Here is an 8,263-nt window from a genome sequence, read left to right on the forward strand (position 1 = left end):
CGGACACTCCACCTGGCTGCAGCGCGGCGCGCGCTTTGAGGCGCTGATGCAGAGCCTCAGCCAGAATGATTTTTCAGACCTTCCAATACCACTTCCTACCACATGCAATGGTGAGGAATGGTCTCCCAGCGGGAGCGCATTGAGCGGCAAACCCGGCGCGGTGGCGGCAACCGACCGCAGGGAGCCCGCAGAATCCACCGCGACACCCGCAAGCAGGACGCAGACCTCCAAATAACTGAACCCATGAAAACACACGCACTCATTTCTGCCGCCGCAGCGGCGCTCGCGTCCGCCATGGCCCTGGGCTCCTGCACGAATCCGGCCATCCTGAAACTCCGCACGCCGGCGGTGCAGGCGCAGATCATCGGCGCTGTGGAGAAGGACATCCTGGCCGGTGGCGGCGCGCTGCTGATCTCCGGCGGCAGCACCGGGGCCGCCGTGGCCGCCATGTCTGCGCAGGAGCTGCGAAACATCCCTGCGCTGCAGCAGGTGCTTTCCGCGCAGGTTTCAGCGAAAAGCCCCGCTGCGGGAGTCGCACCATGAATGCACTGCTCGGCATCGCCGCCGTGGGCCTGCTGCTGTGGGGCATGCACCTGCTGCTGGACCACAGGCCACCGCCACCCGGCTCCCGTGAACTCTTCTGACCCTGACACCTGCGCGCACCGCCAACACTGAACGAAAAACCACTGACCCCATGAGCTCTTTATCCGACACCTACGCCGCGCAGTTTCACGACTGCTCCATCAAGACCGAACACGCCGCGGAGGTGCAGGCGGAGGCGGAGCGCATCCGCATGCACCGCCAGCGCTATGCCTCCGTGGCGGCGCAGTTTCCCGGCATGCCGTGGTGGGTGCCGGGCATCCTCCACTCCCTGGAGTGCGGGCTGAGCTTTCACCAGCACCTGCACAATGGAGACCCGCTCTCCGCGCGCACGGTGCAGGTGCCGAAAGGCCGGCCCAAGAGCGGCAAGCCGCCCTTCACCTGGGAGGAGTCCGCACGCGATGCGCTCATCTGCGACGGCCTGGATCAAATCTCCGACTGGAGCCCCGGCGCGGCGCTGGTGGCCTTTGAAAACTACAACGGCACCGGCTACCGCAGGCGCGGCGTCCCCTCCCCCTACCTGTGGTCCTTCACCGACCAGTACCGCTGCGGCAAATACACCGCCGACGGCAGGTACGATCCCCAGGCCGTGAGCCGGCAGTGCGGGTGCGCGGCGCTGCTGAAAATTCTTTTTTAATCCTCCGCTTGACTATTCAAATCCGGACCCAATACCATAGTATGCCATCGTCCAATACACCTCTCCTCCCCTGCCTCCAAGGAGGCCGCGCCGCCGGCAAAGAGCCGCAGGGACACGGAGCAGGCCGGGCCGCAGCCCGCACAGGGGCCGCAGCCCCGGCCATGACCGCCGCCGCGTGATTTTCCTCACCTCACTTAATACCACTTCATACCACTCTCTTTACCGATCATGGCCTCCCCCACAGTCTCCAGCATCTTCCCCGCCAGCGGCCCGCTCAGCGGCGGCGTCAGCGTCACCATCTACGGCGCAAACTTCACCGGCACCACGGGCGTCACGCTCGGCGGCGCGGCCGCCACGAGCGTGACCGTGGTGGATGACGGCACCCTCACCTGCACCACGCCCGGCGGCAGCGCAGGCACGGCCAGCGTGCTGGTGACCAACGCGGACGGCACCAATGCCGCCAACTCCCTCTACACCTACCAGACCGCGCCCACGGTGACCAGCATCTCCCCGGTCAGCGGCCCGCTCACCAGCGGCGCGAGCGTGACGATCACCGGGACGAATTTCATCGGAGCCTCGGGCGTCACCCTCGGCGGCGTAGCGGCCACGGGTGTCACCGTCACCAGCAGTACCAGCATCACCTGCACCGCGCCTGCGGGCAGCGCGGGCACGGCCAGCGTGCTCGTCACCACGCCCAGCGGCACGAATGCGGCCAACTCCCTTTACACCTACCAGGCCGCGCCCACGGTGAGCAGCGTTTCGGTTTCCAGCGGACTTCCCGCAGGCGGCGGGAGTCTGACCATCACCGGGACGAATTTCATCGGAGCCACCGGCGTGACCCTCGGCGGCGTGGCGGCCACCAGCGTCGTCGTGGTCAGCGGCACCAGCATCACCTGCACCATCCCCGCGCACAGCGCCGGCACGGCCAGCGTGCTCGTCACCACGCCCAGCGGCACCAATGCGGCCAACTCCCTCTATACCTACCAGACCGCGCCCACGGTCAGCGCCATCTCGCCCGCCAGCGGCCCGCTGGGCGGCGGCGCGAGTGTGACGATCACCGGCACGAATTTCATCGGAGCCACGGGCGTCACCCTCGGCGGCGTGGCGGCCACCGGCGTCACCGTGGTGAGCAGCACCAGCATCACCTGCACCACGCCCGCAGGCAGCGCGGGCACGGCCAGCGTGCTCGTCACCACGCCCAGCGGCACGAATGCGGCCAACACGCTCTACACCTACCTGGCGGTGCCCACGGTCGCCAGCGTCTCTCCGACGAGCGGTACGGTGAACGGAGGCACGAGCGTGACAGTCTCTGGCACAAACTTCACCTCGGACTCCGTGGTGAAGTTCGGCGGCATAGCGGCCACGATCACGAGCGTGAGCAGCACCAGCATCTCCTGCACCACGCCCACAGGCGGCGGCGCAGGACCGGCGAGCGTGCAGGTGACGACGCCCGGCGGCACGAGTGCGGCGAACAGCCTCTACACGTATGCACTGACACCGCCCACGGTCGCCAGTGTTTCGCCCTCCAGCGGGACGTCTGATGGAGGCACCACGGTGACGATCACGGGCACAAACTTCTCCGCCGTCAGCGGCGTGACCTTCCGCGGCGTGGCGGCCACGGACATCACCGTGATCAGCAGCACCAGCCTCACCTGCACCCTCCCGGCGGTGGGTACTCCGGGATCCGCCAGCGTGCTGGTGACGACGCCCAGCGGCACCAATGCGGCCAACAACCTCTTCAGCTACGTGCCCCCGGTGCCCACGGTCACCCTCGTGTCTCCGAACTCCGGCTCGACCCTGGGCGGCACCTTGGTGACGATCACCGGCACCCATCTCTCCACCACGGGCGGCGTCACCATCGGCGGCGTGCCGGCGGCGAATGTCACCGTGGTGAGCGACTCCAGCGTCACCTGCATCACCCCGGCGGGCAGCGTGGGCTCACCCAACGTGGTGGTGACCACCACCGGCGGCTCCAGCGTGGACGACGCCCCCTTTACCTACGGCCTCATCGCGCCCACGGTCAGCAGCATGTCCCCGGCGCAGGGCACCACGGCAGGCGGCACCACGGTGACGATCTCCGGCGCCAGCCTCACCGGGACCACCGGCGTCACCATCGGCGGCGTGGCGGCCACGCGCATCGTCGTGGTGAATGACACCACCCTCACCTGCACCACCCCGGCGGGCAGCGCCGGTGCGGCCAGGAGCGTCGTCGTCACCACGCCGAACGGGCACAATGCCGACAACAGCCTCTTCACCTACGTGCTGGCGCTGCCCACCGTCAGCAGCGTCTCCCCGCCCATCGGCGCGTCCACCGGCAGCACCAGTGTCACGATCACCGGCACGCACTTCACGGGCGCCACCAGCGTGACGTTTGGCGGCATGCCAGCAGATGGCATTACTGTGGTCAATGATACCACGCTCACCTGCACCACTCCCGCTGGCAGCGCAGGCACGGCCAGCGTGCTCGTCACCGCCGCCGCCGGCACCAGCGCGGCGAACAGCCTCTACCTCTATGTGCTGGGAGTGCCCACGGACACCTACATCTACCTCAAAGGCGGGCGCGGAGACGGCTTCGTGCCGCAGTGGACCGGGGCGCTGAGCGAGGAGGGCATGGTGAGCGACACCGGCGCCACCCTGGGCACGGCGGGCAAGGAAGTGAGCGATCCCTACCGCGACATCTTCCCCTCCACGATATTCACCCAAAACACCGGCGTCTCCTATGGCGGCTTTGCCGCGTGGGTCGTCCCCGGGCCCGGCAGCGGGACATACCTCTATCCGGACGATGGCACGACTGCGGCCAGCAGCGGCTCCAAGAGCCGCCTCTCCGATGAGGTGCTGCATGTGAAGCCGCGCCAGTACGCGCGCGTGTCCACCTGGATGATCTTCACCTCCCAGAGCGGACTCTCCTACAAGTTCCGCAAAGATCAGATCGTGGGCTGGGGCTCCAAACCACGCAGCGAATAATCCGCCATGCCCTCCATCAACACCAACTTCGACTGGGTGGACACGCCCAACCCCGCCGAGCGCGCCTTCTCCATCACGGCGAAGGAAGGCGTCAGCGACATGATCCCCGACTTCCTCAGCAACACCGTGCTGTGGCGCGACTGCCCCGCGTGGATCAAAAACGCCGAGTCCATCCCCGAAAGCCTGCAGGGCTACACGCTGGTGCACGCCCTGAAGGCCGACTACCAGAAGCGCACCTTCATCTTTGGCAGGACACGCACCGACCAGGAGCGCAACACCCCCTTCCAGGTATCCTGGGTCAAGCGCATGCAGTTCTGGCCCACCGTGCTGCTGAAGCTCTGGTTTGAGCAGGGAAACCTCTCGCTCTCGTCCAAGCAGTCAGACGGCAGCGTCGTGCACGTGCGCAGCAAAGTGCGCGATGGCGCCACCTACCCCACCTGGTTCAAGACCAGCCGCTTTCTCTCCGAGCGCCCGTGGCCGCGCAACATGCACCGGTCCCCCACTCCCATCACCGACACCGTGAACTGGAGCTTTGACGGCAGCACCGGCAACATCCCCGAATGCCTGCACCCCGGCTGCCGCTTCCCGCGCATCCAGAGCAGCGGCAAGGTGCTCTTTGGCGCAGGCACCCCGGAAGTGGAGATCGGCAGCGATGCCATGGCCCAGGAATTTCCCGCCACCCCCATGACGGACTGGGAAGTCTATCCCGTGGAAGACACCCCGCAAAACATCAACGGCTTCTGGTTCCGCGAGCTCGTGGAAGCCTTCCCACCGATTGACGACCGCGAACACTCCTCATGATCTGCCCATGATTCAGACCTCCATCGGCCCCATGCAAGTCGGCAGCCCCTGGCTGTCACGGCAGTGGATCAACTCCATCCCCGGCGTCCAGGTGACCCCCGGCATCACGCAGAACAACCTGACCATCCGCGCCGGAAATCGTCGCCCCAGTTTCACCACCGGCCAGAGCGCGCAGAGCGGAACTGGCGGCGGAACTGGCGGCACTGGCGGCACTGGTGGAAGCGGAGGCACAGGAGGCACTGGTGGAAGCGGAGGCTGGGTCTTCCTCAATGGGAGCTGGACCTACGACAATGGAGGCCCTGACGCCTATCTTCTATGAAATCTAAAAGTCCCAACCCATCCGACATCATCGGAGTGACCGTCAGCACTCCTGCTTACCGGCATCTTGAAAAAGATGCTGTGAGCCGCTTCAAAAAGCATTCCGGCCTGCGGGTGAAGGTGATCCGCCGCCGCACGGATGGCGAAGGCTTCCGCGCCAAGCTGCAGCTCGATCTTGAGGTGGGGCAAAAACGCATCGTTTTTTTCGACCTCGACTGGTGGGCACTGAACACGCTGGACTTCAAAGCCTGGGACGGGCGAGAACTCATGGCCGTGCATGATCCCGCCGTGTTTCATCCCGATTCATTCTGCTACAAGGACTGCTTTGAGGGGAATGCCAGACTGGAGCAACTCAGGTATTTCAATACAGGCTTTTTTGCCGTGGATTTCCGCCGTCCAGAAATGCGCCGGATATTCGAGATCGCCCGCGATGCGGAGCATGACGTCTTCGTCGGAAAGCGTGAGAAGCCATCCGACCACACCGACCAGTACTATATCAATCACGGCGCATTATCAGTCGGCATTCCAGTGAGGTACCTGCCCGCTTCGTACAACTACTACGACAAGGCGGCGCAGTGGGGCTTCGTTCCACACCGCCCACGCTTTGTCGTGGGACTGCACGCAGCAGGAGAGAAAGTGGGCAACAAGCTGGCCGCGCTCAAGGCGCAGGAAATGATCTGGGGCCGCGCGCACGCCCCCGTGCGTCCGGAAGCGCTGCTTTATCAACATGTGATGAACCACGAAATACGATGATTGCCTGGACTATCGCAACTCAAGACATGGTGGAGATGGCCGAAGAAGCCAAGCTTCGAGTGAGAATGTTTCTCGGCATTGAAACTGTCCAAATCATTGAATGTGCCAATAAAAAAGAGTGTCATCTCAGAAAGATTGACACTTGGCTAGGCCTGACCGAGCCGGCTTGGTTTTTCGATGCAGATTGGTGGCCTGTGCCTGTTCGCCATGAACTGCCTGAAATGGGTGGCCTTATTATTGGTGCGCCGAACAACACGCCGGAACGGGAAGCGTACCATGGATTTCCTACAGACCATCTTTTATGCTCGGGATTTTGGGGCATGAACCCCATACTCCCCACCAATAGAAAAGTTCTTATAGATGCTAAAGAAGCACAAAGTCCTCCATCTCTTGAAGACGAGAAATTCACCAACCATTCCATTATCCAAAACGGGGCCGTGCTCGCACTGCTTTCAACCAGATGGAATTGGTGTGGCGAAACCCCGCCCAAAGACACAGTAGCCATTCATGCAGCGGGAAAGCAAAACAAACTAGAATGGCTTAAACGAGTATCATCATATTATGAAAGAACCTATCTGGACAAATGACTGGGCATGCCAACACTATAAGTCATGGCGCAATCACCTTGGCAAGTTTGCAGGCATTGAGGCACACGCGCTTGAAATTGGCTCATGTGAAGGACGTTCCACGTGTTTCTTTGTGCAGCACATTCTCAGTCACGAGAATTCAACAATGACCTGCGTTGACCCTTTTATCATGTCTAAAGAGGAAACTTTTTGGCATAACGTTGATGCATTGAACTGCAGGGATAAAATCAATCTGCTAAAGATGGAAAGCGACAAGGCCAAACTTGACTTCAAGATGTGGGATTTTGTCTATATTGATGGAAATCATTCAGCCCGCCATACGCTTACTGATGCCGTCCGTGCTTGGGTATCCGTCAAAAAAGGCGGAGTGATGATCTTTGATGATGTACTTTGGCGCATGAACGAGCTTCAGCGCAGGGACTGTCCAAAGATGGGTATCGATACCTTCATCAACATCTATGAGAAAGAAATGAAGATCCTGCAACTAGGAGGTCAGGCCATTATAGAAAAGGTTTAAACTCCGCATCACGCAGCCTACATGAATCATTTGCGCAACAATGCCAGCACCAGCAGCCGCCATAGTATGGGAGCGTACGCACTCGCCGACACGGCTCTTGGTCCGACATTAAATACCTGAGAGGATAGGCAAGCCACAGCATGCCTCTGTCTTTGCATTCTCTGTGAAAGTCTCATTCCTCCGGCTGGAGAAACCTCAAGCCGGTGGGGCGTGTAATAGTAGCTACTTTGCCTTTGATGATGATTTCGGTCTTCTCTACGGGTTTTTCGCCATCTTTGATTTCTACAGTCAAAACCGTAGGGTCACTTGTCGGCACCCATGTTCCTTTCCAGGAACCTCCGGAATTTAGCACCAACGTACCATCTTCATTCAAGTAAAGCATGCCATACTTCTTGGTGAAGTTCGCATCAAAATAATACCCCCAGGTTTTCGCAATTTTGTTCTGTTTAAGAAAGCTTCGGAAGTCAGCTTTAGTGAACGTCGCTGCTTGGCTTACCAGCCCTGCCTCGATCTCCGCCCGCACATTGCCCAACTCCGTCACGGTTTCGAGCTTGGCGCCGCCAGCAGTTTTCAGCTGGCTTTCGATGCGGGCGATGCCGGACTTCTGCACGGGTGCCAGAGCCTTGGCACGGGCCTCATCGTACAAAGAAAAAAGCTGCACCGCAACGGCATGCGGCAGAGGCACGGGTTCGCCAGCGAGCTTGGCTTTATATTGTCTGGTGAGCAACTCCGCCCCGGCGGTGTCTCCATCCTTCACCAGTTTCGTGACCATCGGCGTCGCAGCCTTCTCCAACGACTGGTTCACTCGCTCCAGCGCCTGGGTGGCCTGCTTGCGGTAGTCTTTGAGGATGGCCTCGGGGCTGTCTGCCAGGGCGGCGGTGGAGGCGAAAGAGACCAGAAGGAGGGCGAGGAGTAGTTGTTTCATGAGCACGGGGTTGGGAGTGCGGAAGATACGCTTAGGAACATAACCGCAAGCTGAATTGATATTTATGATGCTCTGGTGAACATCGGATGAATCAACCCAATATCTAAGTTTATCGCTTATTTTCGAGTGGCGACGAGTGCAGGCAATCACCCAACTTGGAA

The 8,263-nt window shown here is 61.4% G+C and carries 10 protein-coding genes; 9 read left to right on the forward strand and 1 reads right to left on the reverse strand.

Annotated elements, in window-relative coordinates; all coding sequences use genetic code 11:
* From ACILSL_RS26105 to ACILSL_RS26145, 9 genes are all read left to right on the forward strand, one after another.
* The coding region (locus tag ACILSL_RS26105; RefSeq protein ID WP_395735012.1) for a hypothetical protein at window positions 1-235 on the forward strand (235 nt) is incomplete at its 5' end.
* 8 nt (window positions 236-243) lie between these two features.
* The gene (locus tag ACILSL_RS26110) at window positions 244-543 is read left to right on the forward strand and encodes a hypothetical protein (protein ID WP_395735013.1); all 300 of its coding nucleotides are present in this window, start codon (window positions 244-246) and stop codon (window positions 541-543) included.
* 151 nt (window positions 544-694) lie between these two features.
* A complete protein-coding gene (locus ACILSL_RS26115; RefSeq protein WP_395735014.1) occupies window positions 695-1,237 on the forward strand; it encodes a peptidoglycan-binding protein in 543 nt (180 codons plus the stop codon).
* A gap of 228 nt (window positions 1,238-1,465) precedes the next feature.
* Window positions 1,466-4,201, forward strand: a complete 2,736-nt coding sequence (locus tag ACILSL_RS26120; protein WP_395735015.1) for an IPT/TIG domain-containing protein — start codon at window positions 1,466-1,468, stop codon at window positions 4,199-4,201.
* Between the two features lie 6 nt (window positions 4,202-4,207).
* Window positions 4,208-5,002, forward strand: coding sequence for a hypothetical protein (locus tag ACILSL_RS26125; protein WP_395735016.1), 795 nt, complete (start codon window positions 4,208-4,210; stop codon window positions 5,000-5,002).
* A gap of 7 nt (window positions 5,003-5,009) precedes the next feature.
* On the forward strand, window positions 5,010-5,321 hold the full coding sequence (locus ACILSL_RS26130; RefSeq protein WP_395735017.1) for a hypothetical protein: 312 nt from the start codon (window positions 5,010-5,012) through the stop codon (window positions 5,319-5,321).
* Complete coding sequence (locus ACILSL_RS26135; protein ID WP_395735018.1) at window positions 5,318-6,073, forward strand: hypothetical protein; 756 nt, start codon at window positions 5,318-5,320, stop codon at window positions 6,071-6,073. The genes ACILSL_RS26130 and ACILSL_RS26135 overlap by 4 nt, the downstream gene beginning before the upstream one ends.
* Window positions 6,070-6,660 (forward strand): hypothetical protein, encoded by a 591-nt coding sequence (locus tag ACILSL_RS26140; protein ID WP_395735019.1) that lies wholly within the window; start codon window positions 6,070-6,072, stop codon window positions 6,658-6,660. Before ACILSL_RS26135 ends, ACILSL_RS26140 begins: the two co-directional genes overlap by 4 nt.
* Complete coding sequence (locus ACILSL_RS26145; protein ID WP_395735020.1) at window positions 6,635-7,177, forward strand: class I SAM-dependent methyltransferase; 543 nt, start codon at window positions 6,635-6,637, stop codon at window positions 7,175-7,177. Before ACILSL_RS26140 ends, ACILSL_RS26145 begins: the two co-directional genes overlap by 26 nt.
* 172 nt (window positions 7,178-7,349) lie before the next feature.
* Here ACILSL_RS26145 and ACILSL_RS26150 read toward each other — a convergent pair.
* A partial coding sequence (locus tag ACILSL_RS26150) for a hypothetical protein (RefSeq protein ID WP_395735021.1) occupies window positions 7,350-8,263 on the reverse strand: 914 nt, incomplete at its 5' end.

It is taken from the genome of Prosthecobacter sp., assembly GCF_044222345.1.
Taxonomy (GTDB): Bacteria; Verrucomicrobiota; Verrucomicrobiia; order Verrucomicrobiales; family Verrucomicrobiaceae; genus Prosthecobacter.